This is a genomic window from Nocardia acididurans (assembly GCF_016741815.1).
Classification (GTDB): domain Bacteria; phylum Actinomycetota; class Actinomycetes; order Mycobacteriales; family Mycobacteriaceae; genus Nocardia; species Nocardia acididurans.
Window position 1 is genome coordinate 222,361 of sequence record NZ_JAERRJ010000011.1, and the last position, 17,641, is coordinate 240,001.

The 17,641-nt window shown below is 70.0% G+C and carries 16 protein-coding genes; 15 read left to right on the top strand and 1 reads right to left on the bottom strand.

Annotation, left to right across the window (positions count from 1 at the left end; genetic code table 11):
- The first annotated feature begins 64 nt into the window (after positions 1 to 64).
- The 13 genes from JK358_RS28205 (at position 65) to JK358_RS28265 (ending at position 15,275) form a co-directional block, all read left to right on the top strand.
- Positions 65 to 1,264 (top strand): 2-deoxy-scyllo-inosose synthase, encoded by a 1,200-nt coding sequence (locus tag JK358_RS28205; protein ID WP_201953334.1) that lies wholly within the window; start codon positions 65 to 67, stop codon positions 1,262 to 1,264.
- Positions 1,265 to 1,270: 6 nt separating this feature from the next.
- Complete coding sequence (locus JK358_RS28210; protein ID WP_201953337.1) at positions 1,271 to 2,557, top strand: DegT/DnrJ/EryC1/StrS family aminotransferase; 1,287 nt, start codon at positions 1,271 to 1,273, stop codon at positions 2,555 to 2,557.
- The gene (locus tag JK358_RS28215; RefSeq protein WP_201953341.1) at positions 2,554 to 3,765 is read left to right on the top strand and encodes a GNAT family N-acetyltransferase; all 1,212 of its coding nucleotides are present in this window, start codon (positions 2,554 to 2,556) and stop codon (positions 3,763 to 3,765) included. Before JK358_RS28210 ends, JK358_RS28215 begins: the two co-directional genes overlap by 4 nt.
- Before the next feature lie 14 nt (positions 3,766 to 3,779).
- Positions 3,780 to 5,054 carry a condensation domain-containing protein gene (locus JK358_RS28220; protein WP_201953344.1) on the top strand — a complete coding sequence of 425 codons (1,275 nt, stop codon included), beginning with the start codon at positions 3,780 to 3,782 and terminating at the stop codon, positions 5,052 to 5,054.
- On the top strand, positions 5,051 to 6,301 hold the full coding sequence (locus tag JK358_RS28225; RefSeq protein ID WP_201953347.1) for a glycosyltransferase: 1,251 nt from the start codon (positions 5,051 to 5,053) through the stop codon (positions 6,299 to 6,301). The genes JK358_RS28220 and JK358_RS28225 overlap by 4 nt, the downstream gene beginning before the upstream one ends.
- A 55-nt stretch (positions 6,302 to 6,356) precedes the next feature.
- Positions 6,357 to 7,622 (top strand): glycosyltransferase, encoded by a 1,266-nt coding sequence (locus JK358_RS28230; RefSeq protein ID WP_201953350.1) that lies wholly within the window; start codon positions 6,357 to 6,359, stop codon positions 7,620 to 7,622.
- A gap of 117 nt (positions 7,623 to 7,739) precedes the next feature.
- Complete coding sequence (locus JK358_RS28235) at positions 7,740 to 8,675, top strand: acyl-CoA desaturase (protein WP_201953353.1); 936 nt, start codon at positions 7,740 to 7,742, stop codon at positions 8,673 to 8,675.
- An 11-nt stretch (positions 8,676 to 8,686) separates the two neighbouring features.
- Complete coding sequence (locus JK358_RS28240; RefSeq protein ID WP_232852023.1) at positions 8,687 to 8,893, top strand: acyl carrier protein; 207 nt, start codon at positions 8,687 to 8,689, stop codon at positions 8,891 to 8,893.
- A gap of 49 nt (positions 8,894 to 8,942) precedes the next feature.
- Positions 8,943 to 9,836 carry an SAM-dependent methyltransferase gene (locus JK358_RS28245; RefSeq protein ID WP_201953357.1) on the top strand — a complete coding sequence of 298 codons (894 nt, stop codon included), beginning with the start codon at positions 8,943 to 8,945 and terminating at the stop codon, positions 9,834 to 9,836.
- A complete protein-coding gene (locus tag JK358_RS28250; RefSeq protein WP_232852024.1) occupies positions 9,833 to 11,284 on the top strand; it encodes a cytochrome P450 in 1,452 nt (483 codons plus the stop codon). The genes JK358_RS28245 and JK358_RS28250 overlap by 4 nt, the downstream gene beginning before the upstream one ends.
- A complete protein-coding gene (locus JK358_RS28255; protein WP_201953361.1) occupies positions 11,281 to 13,020 on the top strand; it encodes a fatty acyl-AMP ligase in 1,740 nt (579 codons plus the stop codon). The genes JK358_RS28250 and JK358_RS28255 overlap by 4 nt, the downstream gene beginning before the upstream one ends.
- 99 nt (positions 13,021 to 13,119) lie before the next feature.
- The gene (locus JK358_RS28260; protein ID WP_201953364.1) at positions 13,120 to 14,499 is read left to right on the top strand and encodes a hypothetical protein; all 1,380 of its coding nucleotides are present in this window, start codon (positions 13,120 to 13,122) and stop codon (positions 14,497 to 14,499) included.
- A gap of 311 nt (positions 14,500 to 14,810) precedes the next feature.
- Positions 14,811 to 15,275, top strand: a complete 465-nt coding sequence (locus tag JK358_RS28265) for a hypothetical protein (RefSeq protein ID WP_201953368.1) — start codon at positions 14,811 to 14,813, stop codon at positions 15,273 to 15,275.
- Between the two features lie 45 nt (positions 15,276 to 15,320).
- On the opposite strand, the gene JK358_RS28270 is transcribed toward JK358_RS28265, so the two are convergent.
- Complete coding sequence (locus tag JK358_RS28270; RefSeq protein WP_201953371.1) at positions 15,321 to 15,593, bottom strand: GlsB/YeaQ/YmgE family stress response membrane protein; 273 nt, start codon at positions 15,591 to 15,593, stop codon at positions 15,321 to 15,323.
- A gap of 317 nt (positions 15,594 to 15,910) precedes the next feature.
- Between JK358_RS28270 and JK358_RS40450 the strand changes: the two genes are divergently transcribed.
- Both JK358_RS40450 and JK358_RS28280 read left to right on the top strand, forming a co-directional pair.
- Positions 15,911 to 16,960, top strand: coding sequence for a sensor histidine kinase (locus JK358_RS40450; protein ID WP_201953374.1), 1,050 nt, complete (start codon positions 15,911 to 15,913; stop codon positions 16,958 to 16,960).
- Positions 16,957 to 17,601, top strand: coding sequence for a response regulator (locus JK358_RS28280; RefSeq protein ID WP_201953377.1), 645 nt, complete (start codon positions 16,957 to 16,959; stop codon positions 17,599 to 17,601). The genes JK358_RS40450 and JK358_RS28280 overlap by 4 nt, the downstream gene beginning before the upstream one ends.
- Positions 17,602 to 17,641: the final 40 nt, after the last annotated feature.

Here is a 17,641-nt window from a genome sequence, read left to right on the forward strand (position 1 = left end):
CGCGCCCATGACTGGGGTATCCGAGCAGTTGCCAAGCGCCACATCCGCATTCGATATTTGCAGGGTGAATTCGACGCGGCCGGGGCATGGGAGATTGCATTCGCGCACCATCCGAATCGGCGACAGCGCCTTTCCGTACGTATTCGGCGACGATTGCGCCGGGGAAATCGCGGACGGGCTCGCACAGCTGAATGCCGACCTCCTGATATTCGTCACCGACGACCGCCTCCGGGAGCTGTACCCCGAGGTGCCCGCCCGGTTGTCCGGGCGGACGCCGCACCTGGTGCTCACCCATCCGGTCGGTGAGTCCATGAAGACGATGACCTGCCTGACCAGCCATCTCGATACCGCCCTGCGGGCCGGTGCGACCCGGCGCTCGGTGGTGGTGTCCTTCGGCGGCGGCGTGCCCGGGAACCTGGCCGGGCTGATGGCGAGCCTGCTCTTCCGGGGCGCGCGCCTGGTGCACATACCCACCACGACCATCGCCGCCATGGATTCGGTGCTGTCGCTGAAACAGGCGATAAACACCCCGGTGGGAAAGAACGGCCTCGGCACGTATTACGCGCCGACCGCCGTCTACACCGATGTGCGATTCTTCGGAACCCTGCCGGTGCGCGAATTACGTTCCGGCCTCTGCGAAATGGCCAAGAATTGCCTGGCCATTCGCCCCGACGCGATACCCGGATTGCGCGCGGTGATCGCGGGCGGCGACCTGGCCGCTCCGGCCGCCCTGCACTGGCTGCTGGAGGCGAGCATCACCGCCAAGACCGAGGTGACCCGCGACGACACCTACGAACGGCGGCGCGGCCTGGTCCTCGAATACGGGCACACGGCCGGGCACGCCATCGAACTGTGCGATCACCGCGCCCGGGGTGCGGCCGGACTCTCTCACGGGGCCGCCATCGCGGTGGGAATGCTGGTGGCCGCGCATATCTCGCATGCGCGCGGCTGGCTCTCCGACGACGCGGTGAGCCTGCACTACGAGCTGGTGACCGGCCTCGGCGTGGAACCGTACCTGCCGCGCACCGTACGCCCCGAGGACGTGCTGCGCGTGGCCGCCGACGACAACAAACGCGGCTATCTGGACCCCGACCCGGACGCGCTGCCCTTCGTGCTGCTGCGCGCGCCGGGCCGCCCGGCCATGACCGAGGGACTCCCCCTGGTGCCGGTCTCCACAGCGGAGTTGCGGGCAGCGCTCGAGGTGGTCGCGCGCGGATCCGCGGAGACCGCGACGGCGAATATCCACCAGCGGGCCGGAAGGTAGGCCGCGATGCTGGCTCTGCACGGCGGCGCTCCGGTCCGGGGTGACGCGCCCTGGCCGCGCTGGCCGCACTACGACGACCGCACCGAACGAGAGGTGCTGGCGGCCTTGCGATCCGATCGCTGGTCGGTGACCTGGCCCGGACGCGACGGCGGCAAATCGCGGGAGCGGCTGTTCGGCGAGGCGTTCGCGCGCTACAACGGCGCGGCCTACGGGGTGAGCGTGGACCACGGGTCCAGTGCGCTGGTGATCGCCCTGGAGGCCCTGGGCGTCGGGCCCGGGGACGAGGTGATCGTGCCCGCGCTCACCTGGGTGGCCCCCGCCACGGCGGTGCTGCGGGTCGGCGCGATTCCGGTGCTGGTGGATGTGCATCCCGAATCCGGCTGTCTCACGGGCGAATCCGTGCGGGGCGGGCTCTCGGCGCGGACGCGGGCGGTGATCGCGGTCCATCTGGCCTGCACCACGGTCGATCTGGACGAGGTGGGCGCGGTCGCCGACGCGGCCGGGATCGCCCTGATCGAGGACTGCTCACAGGCGCACGGGGCGCGGTGGGCCGGGCGTGCGGTCGGCACCGTCGGATGCGCCGGGGTGTTCAGCCTCGGCGCGGCCAAGACGCTGGCGGGCGGCGAGGGCGGCGCGGTGATCACCGACCGGCAGCACCTGTATCAGCGAATGCTGTTGTTGCGCGCGGATTCTCGCGGCTACACCGCCGACGCTCCCGGACCGGGTGAATACGAGCTGGTCGAACGCGGCGACATCATGGGCGCGAACTACTGCATGCCGGAAATGACGGCGGCGGTGCTGCTGGACCAGTTGCCCCGGCTCGATGCCCAGCACGAGCACCGGGAGCGCCGGGCCAAGGAACTCGAGGCCGGATTGGCGGCCGTACCCGGTCTGGCCCCGATCCCCGTGCCCCGCCAGGTCGACCGGCGCGCCGTATACGAGTACGGAATCCGTTTCCAGCCGGGCACTTTCGGTGCCGCGCCGATCGAAGCGGTGGCGGCCGCACTGACCGCCGAACTCGGCACCCGGGTCTATCCACCGCGAGATCCCCTGCACCGCAGCCTGCTGCTGCGGCCCCACACCAAACCGCGCTTCGCGCGCCTGCCCGCCGCGTCGGTGGACCGGATGACCGGCCGCGACTTCGGCGGAGCCGACCACTACCGCGCGCACACCCTGCTGCTGCACCACAGCGTGCTGCTCGGCGAGCCCGCCGATATCGACGACATCCTGACCGCGCTGGACAAAGTGCGCGCCCACTCGCCCGCCCTCCTCACGAAAGACGTTGCCCTGTGACCACTTCCGATCTGATGACCCGCTGGGAGCAGCGGGCCGTGGACGACATCCGCCTGCGCCGCGCCCGCGAGGACGACTGGGACACCCTGTACGACTGCTACCAGCGCGCCTTCGGCGGCGTCCGCGCCAAGGACGTCGATGCCTGGAAGCGGCAGTTCCTGCTCGAGGATCTCGTGGTGGCCGAGGACGTCTCGGACCCCGACGCTCCCTTTGTGGCCGGCACCATGGCGGTGCTGCGCATGACGGTGTCCGCCCCCGGCGGCGCACAGTTGCGGGTCGCGGCCTGCGCCCAGGCCCTGGTCGTGACAACCCATCAGAAGCGCGGCCTCTACGCCAAACTCCAGGCCGAGTGCATGACCATCGCGATGGCGGCCGGTGCGGACGTCTTCGCCGCCATGCCCGGTCCGGGCGCGACCTACAGCTATGTCGGCGTCGCGGGCCACACCCGCCGCCTGCGCATCGATCGTGCACGCGCGAAACTGCTTGTCCGAGTGGACGACACGGCGCAGGCCCGGGAGATGCGGCCGGGCGCGGCGCGGCCGCTGATGCGCGAGATCTACGACCGCTGGCAGCACGCGACGCCGGGTGCGCTCAGTCGCGGCGAGCACTACTGGCCCGCCACCTATGACGACGACTCCTTCGCGATCGTCCATCCGGACGGGTACGTGCTCTACGACCTGGTCGGCAAAACGGTGCTGGTGCACGACTTCTGCGCGGTGACCGTCGCCGCGCACCGGGAACTGCTGTGCTGTCTGCTCGGCCACGGCGAGTACACCGAGATCCTGCTGGACACCGCCGCCGACGATCCCACGCCGCTGCTGCTGGAGGACCCGCGCGCGGCGGCCGTCACCGCCGTCGACCCCGGCGTGTGGATGTGGATTCTCAACCCGGCCAATGCTTTCCAACGACGGGACTACCGGGCCGACTTCCACGGCGTCGTCGAGATCGCCGACCCGTACGGCCTGATGCCTGGCCTGTTCACCCTCGAAGTGTCCGCGGGGCAGGGGAGTTGGCGTCCCGCGCCCGAGGGCGCTCGCCCGGATCTGCGGTTCGGTCCGGTCGAACTGTCGAGCATCTACTTCGGTGCGCACACCCCGCTGGAACTGCATCGGGCCGGACGCGTCGAGGAGCTCACCCCCGGCGCGCTGACCGCCCTGGACGCCGCGCTGGCCCCGGCGCGCCGCCCGTTCAACATCACCCCCTTCTGATTTCGAGGACACGCATGACAGAGCTTCGCCCGGGACGGCTGACGGCCGCCGCCAAGAGATTCCTCACCTGGGACGCCAATCCGGCGGGTTTCGGCATCACCATCCCCTGCCCGGTGCCCGTCGGCATGGGTCTCGAGGACGCGAGGCGGCTGGTCAACGCCCTGATCGACAACCACGAGGCCTTGCGCAGCCGGTACACCTACGGTGAACGGGCGGCCTGCCTCATCGAACCCGAATCCGGCGGTGTCGTCGACGCGGAGCGCGTCGACGTGCGTGCCATCGATATCGAGACCCTCGATCACAACGAGTTCCCCGCGCTGATCGAGGAGGAGTCGGTCAAGAGCAATCTGCGGCTGGATCCGCCCGCCGGGAAAATCGTGACGGCGGTCCTGCTCACCCGCTCCTACGACGTGAACATCCTGCTGCTCACCGCCCACCACATCGCCATCGACGGTGTCGCCATGTGGGTGCTGTGGGATGACGTCGCCACCTATGTGCGGCAGTGGGAAGCGGGCGAACCGATCTCTCTCACACCCGAGGCCGTCACCGGGTCGGAGTGGGCGGAATTCCTGGACGGACTCGCGCCGAGCCGCGCCGGGGAGCTCGACTACTGGCTGGCGGCAAGCGATTCCGAGCCGAACCTGCTGACCGGCCGTGCGGCCACACCGGATTCCGTGCATCTCGACGGCGTCATGGACGGCGTGCTCGCGCACCGGCTGCTCACGGAGCTGCCCGCCGCCTTCGATGCCAGCTACACCCGGATCCTGCTCGTCTCACTGGGTTTGGCCATCGAGGACGTGACCGGGGTGGCCCGGCCCATCCAGGTGCAGAAGCACGGCCGCTACAGCCGCCTGCGACCCGGCACCGACCTGTCGCATACGGTGGCCTGGCTCTCCGACGACTACCCCTGGCTGGTGCGCCCGGTGGCGGGCACGCTCGGCGCGCGCCTGCGCGACGCCATCGCGACCTATCCGGCCCATCCGGAGGACTTCTCCCTGCTGTGCTGGCATCATCCCGAAAGCTGGCCGCATTTCACGACATTCAACTTCCCGAAGTTCTACTTCAACTTCCTCGGTGACGTGGGCGTGTGGATTCCGGGCGCGCACTCGCGCGAGCAGGCCCGGCTGACCATGTTCGACCTGAGCCTGTTCCTCGGCACCAGCAAGCCGGAAGGCGTTGAGCAGGTGCACTATTCGGTGCATTCGCCGACGGGCGGTCTCGGTGAGGAATGCGTCGGCGAGATCGTGGCGCGCTGGCGGGCCGTCATCGAGACGGTGGAGATCGGATGAGCCGGCTGGTCATCGCCGTCATCGGCAGCCGGGGCGATCTCGCCCCGCTGCTCGGTCTCGGGGCCGGGCTGCGCGATGCCGGACACGAGGTCAGCGTGGCCGCGCACGATTTCTTCGCCGACCTGGTCACCGGCTGCGGGTTCGAATTCCTGCCGATGCCCACCAATCTCGACATCGACATGACCGATCCGAACGTCACCGACAAGCGCAAGGTCGAGTGGACCATCGCCTCGCCACGCGGGGTGCGGGCCATGGGACAGGGGCTGATCGACACCCTGCGCGAGGTGCCCGCCGATGCGCTGCTGCTCGGACAGCTCACCGAGATCGCCGGCTTCCAGCTCGCGGAGAGCCGGGACATTCCGGCCATCGGGCTGCGCTTCCAGCCCATGTCCGCCACCGCCGCGCATCCGCCCGCCATGATGGGCGCGCGCTCGTTCGGTGCGGCGGGCAATCGGTTCGCCGCCGAGGCCGGGACGTGGCTGGTGGACCGCATCTACGCCGATGTGGTCGCCGGATTCCGGCGGGACCTGGGGCTGCCCGAGGTCTCGTCGCGAGAGCTGCGCCGTCGCCGCACCGAATCGGATTGGCTGGTCCTGCACGGCTATTCACCGGAGATCCTGCCGCGTCCGGCCGACTGGCGGCCCGGTCTCGAGGTGACCGGCTACTGGTGGCCGCCCCGCCCGGTCGGCTGGGAACCGTCCGCCGAACTGGTCGAATTTCTGGCCGCCGGTCCGCCCCCGGTCTTCCTCGGCTTCGGCAGCATCGTGGACAGCTCGGCCCGCAGCGCCGAGGTGTCCACGATGGTGGGCGCGGCACTGCGCCGGGCCGGGGTGCGCGGCATCGTCCAATCCGGTTGGCTGCGACTGGATGTCGCCGGGGACGATGTCCTGACCGTCGACGAGGTCCCGCACGACTGGCTGTTCCCGCAGGTGTCCGCGGTGGTGCACCACTGCGGTGCGGGAACCGTCGCCGCCGGTCTGCGCGCGGGCGTGCCCGCCGTCGGCGCGCCCGTCTATTCGGATCAGCCGTTCTGGGCGCAGCGGCTGCTCGATCTCGGCGTCAGCGCCGCGACCATTCCGCACGGCAAGCTCACCGTGGATCGCCTCGCCGCCGCGATCCACCGCGCCGTCACCGATACCACGTTGCGCGACAACGCCATCCGGCTCGCGGCGCGCCTCGCCGCCGAGGACGGCGTCGGCCACGCCGTGAAGGCGATCGAGGCCCGCCTGGCGGGAGGACAGCCGTGACCGGGTTCGGTGCCGCGCCGGGATGCGCGGGAGTGCGTCCAGCAGAGGAGTTGTCGTGAGCAGACTGGTCATAGCCGCCATGGGCACGCGCGGTGATGTCGCGCCGCTGCTGGATGTGGCCCTGCGACTGCGGGATGCCGGGCACGAGGTGGTGGTGGCCGCGCACTGCCTCTTCCGCGACCTGGTCACCGAAGCCGGTCTCGACTTCCGGCTCATGGGCCTGGATATCCAGGGTGATATGTCCGATCCCTTCGGACTCGACCTCAGCGGTCACGACGTCGTCGAGGCGGACAAGCTCACCTGGCCGGTGGGGCAGCGGTTCCTGGGCAACGGCCTGCTGGACGCGCTGGCCGACGAACCCGCCGACGCGCTGCTGCTCAGCCCGATCACCGAATACGCGGGCCTCCAGCTCGCCGAGGCCAAGGGCATCCCGGCCATCGGATTGCGGCTGTTCCCGCTCTCGGCGACGGCGCAGCATCCGCCGAGCCTCTACGGCGGCAACGACTTCGGCGGCCTGGGCAACCGGCTCGCCGCCGATTTCGGCGCGTGGTTCTTCGACACCCTGTACCGCAAACCCGTCGCGGAGTTCCGGCGGGATCTGGGCCTGCCCAAGCGCTCCGCCCGGGAACTGCGCCGACAGCGCACCGACTCGCAATGGCTTGTGCTGCACGGCTATTCACCGAGCGTGTCACCGCGTCCGCTGGACTGGCGGGCCGGTCTGGAGGTCACCGGATACTGGTGGCCGCCGCGCCCGGACGACTGGGAGCCGCCCGCCGACCTGGTGGACTTCCTCGCCGCCGGACCGCCGCCGGTTTTCATCGGCTTCGGCAGCACCACCGAGGGCATCTCGCGGCAGGCGGAATTCTCGGCGATCGTCGACGAGGCGCTGCGCCGCTACGGCGGCCGCGCGCTGGTGCAGGCCGGGTGGATGCAGCTGGATGTCGGCGGCGACAACGTCCACACCATCGGCAGCGTGCCCTACGACTGGCTGTTCCCGCGCATCTCGGCGGCCATCCACCACGCCGGGGCCGGAACGACGTCGGCCAGTCTGCGCGCGGGCGTCCCCTTCGCCGCGGTACCCGGGCAGGCCGACCAGGGCTTCTGGGCGCGGCGCATGCGCGACCTCGGCGTCAGTCCCGCCACCATCCCGCTCGCGAAGCTGTCGGTGGACGCACTGCTGAATGCCCTGCGCGCCCTCACCACCGACGACTCCTATCGAGACCGCGCCGCCGCCCTGGCCTCACGGATCGTGCGGGAGGACGGTGCGGGAACCGCCGTCGAGGCCATCGAGGCGCGCCTGGAGAACCTCGCGAAACGCTAGCCCCCGCCCCCGGCCGAATCGACCCATTGCGATGGGCAATCGATCGGCCGGGCCGGGGTTTCCCCTGGATAGCCTTGCGGTGCACTCGATTTCGAAACCGTGAGGAGTTCGGGTGAGATGACCGCGAAGACCATCAGCAATCCCTATATCCACCGGCTGCAGATGCGGCATTTCGTGCTCTTCGACGTGCTGCCGATCTTCGGGGTCGTCGCCGCCGTCGGATTTCTCTTCGTGCGGCCGTTCGGCCCGCTCGAATTCGGCCTGCTGTTCGGCATGTGGGTGGTGACCGGACTCGGCGTGACCACCGGCTACCACCGGCAGCTGACACACCGCACCTTCAAGGCGACGCCCTGGGTGACCGGCATGCTGGCCATCGCCGGCTCCATGGCCTGTCAGGGGCCCGCCATCTCCTGGGTGGCGCTGCACCGGCGGCACCACGAATTCAGCGACCGCGAAGGCGATCCGCACTCGCCCAACCTGCACGGACCCGGCTGGCGGGGCGCGGTGCGCGGCCTGGCGCACTCGCACTACCTGTGGATGCGACGGCACGAATATCCCAACGTCGTGCACTACGCGCCCGATCTGCTGAAAGACCGCAGTCTGGTGCGGATTTCGCGACTGTACTACTGGTGGGTCACCCTCGGGCTCGTCGTTCCGGCCGTCATCGGCGGCCTCGTCACGCTGAGCTGGACCGGTGCCGTGAGCGGGCTGCTCTGGGGCGGCCTGGTGCGCATCTTCGTGCTGGAACACATTGTGTGGGCGATCAATTCGTTCCTGCACATGTTCGGCACCCGGCCCTACGAATCCCGCGAGAACAGTCACAACGGCGGCATCTTCGCGCTGCTCACCTTCGGCGAGGCCTGGCACAACAACCATCACGCCTTCCCGGAATCGCCGTCCTTCGGATTGCAGTGGTACCGGCTCGACCCCGGCTACTGGCTGATCAAGACGCTCGCCCTGCTCGGACTCGCCTGGGATCTCAAGGTTCCCGGCGAGGCCCGCATCGAATCCAGGCGAATTCGGCAGCGGTACAGCGCTGCACCGGACGCATAGGGAGAACAACCATGGATACCAGCAAAGAAGCCATCGCCACCTGGTGCCGGGAGTACCTGGGCAACCTGCTCGAGGTACCGGCCGCGGAGATCGACCCCACCCTGGATTTCGACAAGCTCGGCGTGGATTCGGCGGTGGCCGTCGCCCTGCTGATGGAGGTCGAGGAACGCTACGGGGTCGACTGTCGCCCGAGGAGCTGTACCGGCATCCGACGCTGAACGCCGTCGCGGATTACGTGCGGGCCAACGCCGGGACCGTGGCCCGGCCATGACCTCGGCCACCGATGATCGCGCGGAATCGGCCGCGGCGGCGATCCGGCACCACTACGACGTCGACACCGAGTTCTACCGGCTGTGGCTGGACCCGTCGCTGACCTACTCGTGCGCGATCCGGGAAAACGACACCGACACACTGGACATCGCGCAGGACCGCAAACTGCGGTACCACTGCGACGCCATCGGAGCCGAGAGCGCGCGGGCCGTACTCGATATCGGCTGCGGGTGGGGATCGATCCTGCGGCGGCTGTCCGCCGACCATCGGGTGGCCCGCGCCGTCGGGCTCACCCTCAGCCCGCAGCAGGCCGAATTCATCCGGGCCGCGGCATATCCGGGCGTGGAGGTGCGCACCGAGAACTGGATGCACTACCAGCCGGACACCCGCTTCGACGGCATCATCTCCATCGGGGCCTTCGAACACTTCGCCCGGCCCGACGACTCGCCCGCCGTGAAGATCCGGGTGTACACCCACTTCTTCGAACGCTGCCGGGAGTGGCTGACCGACGACGGCGCACTGTCGCTGCAGACCATCTGCTACGCCGATATGGATCCGGGGCAGGCGAATTCGTTCATCCAGCAGGAGATCTTCCCGGACGCCGACCTGCCCACCTTCGCCGAGATCACGGCGGCGGCCGAGGGCGTCTTCGAGGTGCGCGCGCTGTCCAACGGGCGTCTCGACTACGCCTGGACCTGCGAGCAATGGGCGGCCCGGCTGCGCCGCGAGCGCGCGGCCGCCACCGCCCTGGTCGGCGGCGACGTCGTCGACCGCTACCTGCGCTACCTGCGCATGTCCGCGCTCGGCTTCCGGATGGGCAAGATCGGCCTGCTCCGCCTCGTGCTCACACCCTACGGCCGTGGGCATTTCGATCGCGGGGGCACGCGATGAGCACCACCGCACACAGTCAGCGGCCGGCCGCCGAGCCCCGGCGACCTGGCGACGCGGGTGAGGATCCGCCCGCACCGATCACGTTCCGTCCCTTCGGATCCGGCTTCCGGCGTGACCCGTACCCGCACTACCGCCAGCTCCGCGAGGAACAGCCGGTGCACAAGACCCTCGGCATGTGGGTGCTCACCCACCACGCCGACGTACGCGCGGTCCTGCACGACCGCTCGTTCAGCGCGGCACTGATCCCCAGCCAGATCAGTACGCAGACAGAGCGTTTCGCGTCGGGTTCGCGGTCCGACGGGGTGGGCGAGGCAGCGCAGGCCGGAGGCGCGGCAGAGGCGGCGCGGTCCGGCGAGGTGCGCGAAGCGATGCGGTCCGGCGACGCGGCAGGGGCCAGCGGGGCAGCGCGGCCCATGGACGCGGTGGCGCATGGGGAAACACGGATCGCGCGGGCGGAGACGCAGATCGAACGGCTGGGGCGCACCTCGCTCGTCTTCACCGACAACCCGGAGCACGCGCGGCTGCGCGCACTCGTCAACCGGGCCTTCACCGCCCGTGCCATCGCGGAGTTGCGGCCGACTGTCACCCGCGTGGCGGAAGAGCTACTCGGCCGGGTCGACGGTGGCGAACCCCTCGATCTCATCGCGGATTTCGCCGCGCCGCTGCCGGTCGCGGTGCTCTGCGAGTGGATGGCCCTGCCCGAGGACAGCCGCGCCGAGGCCGGACCCCGGACCCGCGACATTCGCTTCCTGCTCGAGCCGGGCCTCATGAAGCCCGCCGATCTGGCCCGCGCCAACGCGGCGGTGGCTGCCTTCACCGAGACCCTGCGCCCGCTGATCGTCGCGCGCCGCGCCACCCCGGGCGATGACCTGATCAGCCTGCTGGCCACCGCGTCCACCGGCGGCGTCCTGACCGACGACGAGGTGGCGGCGCTGTGCGTCATGTGCTTCGTCGCGGGTACCGAGACCACGAAATACCTGATCGGCAATGCCGTGCTGGCACTGCTGCGGCATCCGGAGCAGGCCGCGCGGCTGCGGGCGGACCCCGCGCTCGTGCCCGCCGCCGTCGCCGAGGCGCTGCGGTACGACTGCCCGCTGCAGCTGACCAAACGGCTCGCCACCCGCGAGCTCGAGATCGGCGGGGCGCGGATCAGCGCGGGCGATCAGGTGCTGCTGTGCCTGGGCGCGGCCAACCGCGATCCCGAGGCGTTCGATCGGCCGGACGAATTCGACATCACCCGGACCGCCGGTGATCACCTGGCCTTCGGCCACGGCATGCACGGCTGCCTCGGCGGCGCACTGGCCACCCTGCAGGCCGAGATCGCCCTGGAGCTGCTGCTCCCCGCCGACGTGGACCTCCTCGGCACCGATATCGACTGGCAGGACGACAGTTTCATACTTCGCGGCCCGAACCGGCTGCCCGTCACCCTGCGCGGGAGTACCCGATGACCAGCACACCGGCCCGCCCGCCCGTCGCCCCCGGCTGGGAGGCCCTGCTGCGCCCGGCCCTGCTGCCGGACGTCCTGCGGCAGCGGGCGGAAACCGAACCGGACCGGACCGCGTACATCTTCCTGGACGAGTCGGGCGCGGAGACGGATTCGCTGACCTACCGCGAGCTGTACCGGCGCGCACACACCGTGGCCGGAGTGCTTCGGGCGCACTGTGTTCCGGGTGATCGCGCGCTGCTGATCTTCCCGCAGAGCCTGGACTTCATCGTCGCGTACTTCGGCTGCCTGTACGCGCGAGTGCTCGCGGTGCCCGTGCAGCCGCCGCGCCGGGGGCAGCTGCAGGAGTCCACCAAATCCATTGTGCGCGACTGCCGCCCGGCCGCCGCGCTGACCGTCGCGGAGCGGATCGAGGCCCTGCGCCCCGCGGTGGATCCGCTCTGCTCGGACGCGCGCTGGCTGGCCGTGGACGCTCTGCCCATGGGAGACGGTGGTTTCGACGCGGAACCGCTCACCCCGGAGGCCCTCGCCTTCCTCCAGTACACCTCGGGTTCCACCGCGAATCCCAAGGGCGTCATGGTGTCCCATGGCAATCTGGCCGCCAATCAGGAGATGATCCGGCACGCCTTCGACCACGACGAGCACTCCACCTTCGTCGGCTGGACCCCGCTCTTCCACGACCAGGGCCTCATCGGGAATGTGCTGCAGCCCTTGTACATCGGGGCCACCAGCGTCCTCATGGCTCCCGCCACCTTCATCCGCAAACCGCTGCTGTGGCTGCACGCCATCGCCCGCTACCGTGCCCACACCAGCGGCGGCCCCGACTTCGCCTTCGCGGCCTGCGTCAACCACGCGGCCCTGGCGGGGGTGCCGGATATCGATCTGAGCAGCTGGCGGGTCGCCTACAACGGGGCCGAGCCGTTGCGCGCCGACACCCTGGCTCGATTCGCGGAAACCTTTGCGCCGCGGGGATTCGACGGTCGCGCGCTGTACCCGTGCTACGGCCTGGCCGAGGCGACCCTGCTCGTCACCGGCAGCGTGCCGGGGGCCGGACCGCGCACCCTGACGATCGATACCGAGGCCCTGCACGCGGGCCGGGTGGTGTCCGCCGGGGCGAACACCGCGAGCCGGACCCTCGTCGGCTCCGGGCGCGTCCTGCCGAACGAGGACGTGGCCATTGTCGACCCGGATACCGGCGGGCTCTGCGCACCGGACCGCGTCGGCGAGATCTGGATCGCGGGAGACCAAGTCGCGCACGGGTATTGGGAGAACCCCGCCGCGACCGCGGACGCCTTCGGGGCGCGTTGCCCGGACCGTCCCGGCCACCGCTACCTGCGCACCGGCGACCTCGGCGCGCTGGTGGACGGCGAGCTCTACGTGACCGGCCGCCGCAAGGACATGATCATCGTCCGCGGCCGCAACCACTACCCGCACGATATCGAGCACACCGTGCACACCGCCCACCCGGCGCTGCGGCCCGGCTGCGGCACGGCCTTCACCGTGGACGCTCCCGAGCGCCTGATCGTCGTCCAGGAGATCCACCGCGATCACCTCGAGACGGCCGACCCGGCCGCCCTCGCCGCGGCCATCCGGGCGGCCGTGCTGCGCGAGCACGATCTCGCGCTCGCCGATCTGGTTCTCACCCTGCCCGGGGAGATCCCGAAGACCAGCAGCGGCAAACTCATGCGCACCGCCGCGCGCGCACGATACCTGGGGGACGGCTTCCCGCGAAGCCGCTAGCCGCAATGGTTACCAGTTATTCGCTTGATATCTATTTGTGCTGGTAGTCGCGTCATTCATGCAATTGCCGAAATGTCGCGAGTGGGCCATTGTGGTGGAGTGCGGCTGCGTGAGGCGCTCGAAGTGGTAACGGTGTGCCTGGCGGCCGCCGTCGCCGGACTGACCGTGATGGTGCCGATCGACCCCACCGTGGGCGAGACGGTCCGGGCACCTGGCTGGGTCGAACTCGTGGTCTTCGACGTACCCCGCGCGACCATGGCCGCCGCCTTCGTCGTCGTGCTCGGCGCGGTGTTCACGGTCATGATGAGCGTCTCCGCCGGATGGGCGGTGGCCACCCTGGTCTCGGCCGGGCTGTTCGTCGACCAGGTGCTGTGGAGCGGCGAGATCGGATCGCAATCGGTGCTGATCTACGTCGACTCGGTGCTGGCGGGCATGCTCATGGGCGCGGTCGGCACGCTGGCCTGGTATCGGCGGCCCACCGCGAGCGCCTTCCTGCTGGGCGCGATGAGCGGGGTCCTGCTCGGTGACTTCACCCCGGCGCCCGCACCGGGGGAACAGCTGTCGGCGGTCCAGCGCTTCGTCCTCGATTCGCCGACGCTCCCGGTGGCCGGACTGCTCGTCGTCCTGGCCGCCGCCTGCGCGTTCACTCACCGGCGGCAGCCGGCGACCGTGCGCAAACTGGTCGATGTGGTTCCGCTGCGGCCCGCACTGGTGGCCGGGCTCGTCTTCCCGACCATCCTGCTCACCTCCGAATGGTTCGCCCGCTCGGGGCGCGCGCTGCCGGTCCTGGTCGTCGGCGTGGTACTGATCGTGCTGGCCGCCTTCGCCGGTGCGCTGGTGCTGCCCGGCCGCGACGGCATGCTGCTGCTGCTCATGGTGGCGTTCGCGGCGGCGGGCAGTACACCGATCACCGTGCCGCGCCCGGACTGGACCATCCTGATCTTCCTGGCCGCGGTCGCCGTGGGCCTGTTCGCCGGATACCGCCGCGGGCTGCCGCTGCTGGCGGCCGCGCTCACCGGCGCGCTGGCGGTGGCCTCGCTCGCGACCGTGCTCACCGGCGCGCACGGCGCACTGCTCGCGGTGGCGAGCGGCACCGCGGTGGCCTTCGTCGGCGGGTACTGCCTCGGCGCGGCCACCCCGCTGTTCCCCACCATTCCGCCGCTGTGCGTGGCGGTGCTGTTCGTACCGTCGGCCGCGGTCGCCCTGTGGGGCAGGGATTTCGAGCGGGTCGGCTACTCGGAGGCCTGGTATCGGCCCACCGAACCCGCCCGCGCCCTCGCCCCCGGAGTCGTCGCACTCGCCATCACGGCCGGATGCGCGCTCGGCATCGCGGCGCTGTACCGCATCCGCCCCACCACGAAGGAGGCGATCCGCGGCGCGTGGGCCCGCATGCAGGCCGCGTCGACGCGGCCCCGGCGCTACCGCGTCCTGCCCGGTGATCTCGTCCCGGCCGCCGAGGAGTACCGCGCGGAGAAGTGACCGCGCCCCGGCACGGCTCGCACCGCACATCCGACCGTTGCCCCCGGTGCGCCGAGAGGGTCCTCACCACCTGTCGTTCGCCGATCGGCAAGACATCGTCACCGGCGGTCACCGGAATGCCATCCGCGCGTCATCGAACCGGCAAACTCGCAGGCGCAGAATACTTTCCGTATCCGGCGCCAGTCGTGACGCCGCCTCCTACGGGCGCTCCCGGGCAAGGCATGGTCAGACCCTCCGTCTCTCGCGTCTGTCACAGTCCGGGGCGCCCCTGGCGCCGGATACCCCGCATCGTCGCGTGCCCGGAGGTCCCGATGTTCGAATCCTGCTGCTCCCCTTACGAATCAGCGCATCTGCTGCGGGCGCGCTACGGCCTGCCGGTGGAATTGTTCGCCGACCGGCCGCTGATCACCGTCGGCGCGGCGATCGAGGCGCTGACCGTTCCCGAACCCCTGGCGCGGGGCCTGCACGCCCGCCTGGCCTGGCTGCCCGCCACCCCCGCGGTGGCTGATCCCCGCGATCGCCGCCGGACCTTCCTGCTCGCTCCGCCGATGCCGTATCGCCCTGTCCCGCAACGACTCCGGCGTTTCCTGCACGCCAACGGGGTGACGATCCCGCTGCCCGGCAGCCGCATCATGCTGCCCGTCTCCGACCACCCGAGCGAATGGCACTGGGTCAGCGAACCCGAATCCGGGGCACTGCGCCTCCCGCCTCGCGCGGTGGTTTTGGCCGCCGCCCGCCTCTCGATCCTGCAGCGGGCCGACCCCATTCCCGCCTGAACCCGTTCAGGCGGGAATGGGGTGTGCGCTGTGGCCGGTCCCGCGTCAGCGCACGGCGCGCCGTCCGGTCACCAGGTTGACCAGGAACAGCAGGATCACCGCGCCGCCGAGACAGGTGAAGAAGCTGAACCACAGGCCGCCGCCTTCGACGTCCACACCGAACAGTTTCAACAGGAATCCGCCGAGCAGCCCACCGACGACGCCGACGACGATATTGAGCAGGATGCCCTGCTGCGCGTCGGTCTTCATGATCTTGCTGGCGATCCAACCGGCCAGTCCGCCGATGATGATCCAACCGATGATGCCGAGGCCGAGCATGATCCGTCTCCTTTTGCCAGAGGTACGGCGCCGCGAAAAGCCGACGCTCCGACCAGGGCGTACCCGCTCTCGTGCGGTCGATGCACATCCGCGCCGAATCGGTACGCGACGCGCTCGCGGGCTGTTAGGTGGATCACTTCGGCGCGAACCCTGTGATCCCGCCCTGCTAGCCTCGCTCGGAGCCTTGGTAGAGGGAATTGTGCTGGCTCGCACAAGATGTAGGGGAGTGCGTGGACGAGCGCCGGGGGTTGTGGCGGCGGCCGGAAGGAACTCCGTGTGAGGCCGATTCGGATACGGGGGCTGGGGCAGGCACAGGTGTGGCGCCGGATCCCGCCGTCGCGGCGGGTCTGCGGGCCGCGCGGCGGGTGCTGCTCGAACGGTATCGCAAGGAACTGCAGGCGATCGACAGTCCGCTGACCGCCGATGAGCGGACCTGGACCGAATGCTCGCTACAGGGGGAACGGATCATCGCGGATTGTGCGACGGCGATCGAGAGCGGTCGGGTGGTGGATCCGGATCATCCGATGAACGCGGTCTTCCGGATGTCGGAGGGCCGCAGCGATCGCGGGATCCGCCCGCACAACTCGGTGCGCGCCGGCATGCTCCTGGTCGAGATCGTCCTCGCGGAGGCCGCGGCACTGCTGCGCGGGCATCCGGGCGCGTTCGAACTGCTCGAGCTGGCGGCTGCGACCCTGAACCGGGGTGTGCACATTCGTCTCGAAGCCGGTGCCAAGGGCCATGATTCGTTTCTGCTGAACGAAGTCCGCGCCATGATCGACGCCGATCGCCGCAAGCTCGCGCGCGATATCCACGATCGCATCGGCAACAGCATCAGTCTGGCCATGCGCCGTATCGAACTGGCCGCCGTCCGCCCCGACGATGTGACAGCGGTTCCGGCCGCGGTGTCCGCGCTGACCGACGCGATGTTCCAGCTGTCGGCGCTGACCACGGAACTTCGCGGCAGTGTGGCGGACGGCTGTCTGCGCACCGCCCTGGCCGCGTTCGTCGAATCGATGCGGCTGACAACACCTTCCGTGGCGATTCGGGTGAACGGGGTACAGACCTGGGCCGATCCGGAAGTCATCGACGAGGTCTTCCTCATCCTGCGGGAGTGTCTGCGCAACGCGATCGCGCACGCGGAGGCCACCACCGTGACCGTCAATGTGGACATCGCGCCGTACGAGATCTCGGCCATGGTCCAGGATGACGGCAAGGGATTCGATCCCGGCAGGGTGGTGCGGAACAACGGATTGAGCTCGATCACCGAACGCGCCGAGATCATGTCGGGGGTGCTGGCCATCTGCTCCGGCGACCGCAAGGGTACCCAGGTCTCGCTGCGTGTTCCGATCGTGGCGGGCTCGCGGTGAACCGCATCGACATTGTGGTGATCGACGACCACACCATGCTGCGCGGAGCTCTCTGCGAAAGCCTGCTCATGGAGGACGATCTCCGCGTGGTCGCCGATACGTCCAGCGGGGCGCTCGGGGTCAAGCTGGTCGCGCGACATCGCCCCCATCTGGTCCTGCTCGATGTGGAGATCCCGGGCGAGGACGTATCCGTCACGCTGGCCGCGCTGTTCGAAGCGTCGCCTGCGACCCGCGTGCTGATCCTGAGCATGCACGGTGACCGCCAGCTGATCCGGGAGCTGCTGGCCGGCGGTGCGGCGGGCTATGTGCACAAGAGCGCGACCCGGGCCGATCTGCTGTCCGTCATCAGAAGTGTCGCAACCGATTCGGGCGATGCCGTGGTGGTCGCGGGCGCGCCGGAGCCGGTCGGGGAGCACCGGTCCGCGGCCGAGGAGGTGCTGACCCTGCGGGAGTTCGAGGTCATCGATCTGGTCGCCGGGGCCAAGACCAATCGGCAGATTTCGGTGGAGCTCGGCATTACCGAGGGCACCGTGAAGCGGCACCTGCGCAATATCTTCGACAAGCTGGGCGCGGTCTCACGTCTGGACGCGGTGAACCGAGCGCGCACCCTGCCCCGGCCGACGGGTGCCAGGCGCGGGTAGCCCGGCCCCGCATGTGTCTTCCGATACATGCGGATCCGCA

Coding starts and splice junctions, on each gene's coding strand:
- JK358_RS28210 (WP_201953337.1), top strand. CDS start 1,271: ATGCTGGCTCTGCACGGCGGCGCTCCGGTCCGGGGTGACGCGCCCTGG.
- JK358_RS28220 (WP_201953344.1), top strand. CDS start 3,780: ATGACAGAGCTTCGCCCGGGACGGCTGACGGCCGCCGCCAAGAGATTC.
- JK358_RS28225 (WP_201953347.1), top strand. CDS start 5,051: ATGAGCCGGCTGGTCATCGCCGTCATCGGCAGCCGGGGCGATCTCGCC.
- JK358_RS28235 (WP_201953353.1), top strand. CDS start 7,740: ATGACCGCGAAGACCATCAGCAATCCCTATATCCACCGGCTGCAGATG.
- JK358_RS28240 (WP_232852023.1), top strand. CDS start 8,687: ATGGATACCAGCAAAGAAGCCATCGCCACCTGGTGCCGGGAGTACCTG.
- JK358_RS28245 (WP_201953357.1), top strand. CDS start 8,943: ATGACCTCGGCCACCGATGATCGCGCGGAATCGGCCGCGGCGGCGATC.
- JK358_RS28250 (WP_232852024.1), top strand. CDS start 9,833: ATGAGCACCACCGCACACAGTCAGCGGCCGGCCGCCGAGCCCCGGCGA.
- JK358_RS28255 (WP_201953361.1), top strand. CDS start 11,281: ATGACCAGCACACCGGCCCGCCCGCCCGTCGCCCCCGGCTGGGAGGCC.
- JK358_RS28265 (WP_201953368.1), top strand. CDS start 14,811: ATGTTCGAATCCTGCTGCTCCCCTTACGAATCAGCGCATCTGCTGCGG.
- JK358_RS28270 (WP_201953371.1), bottom strand. CDS start 15,593: ATGCTCGGCCTCGGCATCATCGGTTGGATCATCATCGGCGGACTGGCC.